The 2,012-nt window shown below is 56.3% G+C and carries 1 protein-coding gene; it reads right to left on the reverse strand.

What is annotated here, in order from left to right:
- On the reverse strand, window positions 1-2,012 hold a 2,012-nt coding region (locus tag RI563_RS13285), incomplete at both ends, for a PAS domain S-box protein (protein WP_310694861.1).

Below are 2,012 nucleotides of genomic sequence, written 5' to 3' on the forward strand. Positions count from 1 at the left end.
TCGTTAAGGGCAATACCAAGGGGTGACAGCTCGAACAGGCCGCGCAGGCGCGCTTCGCTGCCTTGCAGCGCGATCTCGGCCTGTTTCTGTTCCGTAATATCGGCATGCGTGCCACTCATTAACAGGGGGGCTCCCTCGGCGGTTCTGCTCACCAGTCGACCACGATCATGCACCCACACCCAGTGCCCCGCTTTGTGACGCATGCGGGCCATGCAATCATAGAACTCGATCTCGCCGGCGAAATGCTGTTCCAGCAAGTTGCCAGATCGTTGCAGGTCTTCCGGATGAACGAGGTCCATCCAGGTCTGGATACTGATCGGCGCCAGTTCATCAAGACTGTAACCGACGATCTCGGCCCACCGTTCGTTGAACAGTGTTTCCCCGGTCTGCACGTTCCATTCCCAGGTGCCAATGTTGGTCCCCTCGATAACCGAGGCCAGACGCCGTTCACTGGCACGTACCCGCTCCGCGTCATCCCGTTCTTGCGTCACGTCGGACTCGATGGCCATGAATCCCTGCAGCTTACCGGTCTCATCGTGTAACGGGCTGCACTGGATACGGACCCAGTAAGGTCTGCCATTTTGGGTGTAATTAACCAGGTCCGCCTCGAAACCTTCGCCGCGGCTCAGCGCAGAATGTATCTGCGCTACCGTTGCTGGATCGGTATCCGGTCCTTGTAGTAGTTTGCCGGGTTTGTGCCCATGTATTTCATCTGCGGTATAACCTGTGAGACGGGTAAAACCTTCGTTGACCCACTCAATCCGGCCCTCTATATCCGTGATGATTACGCCATTGGTCGTCTGGCTGGCCACGCGTGACAAACGCATCAATTCCAGCTGATCTTCCTGGTGCCGCTGCTGCAATTGTGCCGCCACAATCAGTTGACCGATGGTGACCCTCAGCGGCGAGAGAAAATCAATCAACTCCGAATCATAGCCAACAGGCCGGTTGGCGATACCCAGCATGGCGACCAGTTTGTCGCTGTGATAGATGGGAATACCGAGAAAGGCGTTCAGTGGCGGATGGCCCTCGGGCAGACCGCCGCGGCGCGAATCATGGCAGGGGTCATTGGCAATCACCGGCTCGCCACTGACCAGTGCCGCGCCAAACAGGCTTTTGAGATTATAGAATTCCATGCCCTGCGGTGCGTTGGCCGCGTAGAAGTCGCGAGTCTCCTGGTTCCAGGCGATATTGGTGATAGCATAGGTCTTGAGGTAGGGTGCCCCCTCGCTCGTGTGCAGCACCTCACCAATGAACCCGTATTCACTGTCGGTCAGGCTCAGAATTTCTGACAGCAACCCATCAAAAGCCTCGCGGCGATCAGTTTTTTCGATGAATTGGGCCTGAGCCGCGGCAATGATCCTGCTGAGTTGCTGTTGAGATTTCAGGTTCTGATCCAGTTGCCAGCGTTGCAGTGTGGAGGAAACCCACTGCCCCAGTAGTTCAACAAACTCGATTTCAGCCTGATCGAAATACCGGGCGGCATGCTCGTCCGGGGAAGAGAAATTGAGGGTTCCATAGCGCTCGCCTTGCACCACAATGGAAACACCCACGTAACTCTCCAGTCCGAAAGACTGGTAACAGGGATGCCCTGAATATTGACTTTGCGCCATATGCGCAATGGATAATACCGTGTCATGTTCCAGGGCCAGGCTACAGTAGGTCTCACCCAGCGGAAAGTGCTGATGGTCATGCAAGGTATCCGGCGGCGATACCTGGAGCTGGACGCAGTAATCCTCGCCCTCAATCCGGCTAATGATGCCAAATGGCATATCCAGGTACTGGCAGCCCAGCGTCAAAGCCTGTCGCAGGGCGCTTTCGGGTTCGATGTCCGCCTGTGAAGTAATCTGCGTCAGGATGCCGAGGGCATCTGCCCGACGTTGCTGATGTTGCGTTTCGATCTCGCTTTGCACCGCATCGGCAAGATCGCGTAACCGGCTTAGTTCCCTTTCATTGAGTTGTCGTGGCGCCTCGTCAATCAGACACAAAGTGCCGATGCGATAACCCTCTGC

It is taken from the genome of Thiohalophilus sp. (assembly GCF_031581315.1).
Lineage (GTDB): Bacteria > Pseudomonadota > Gammaproteobacteria > UBA6429 > Thiohalophilaceae > Thiohalophilus.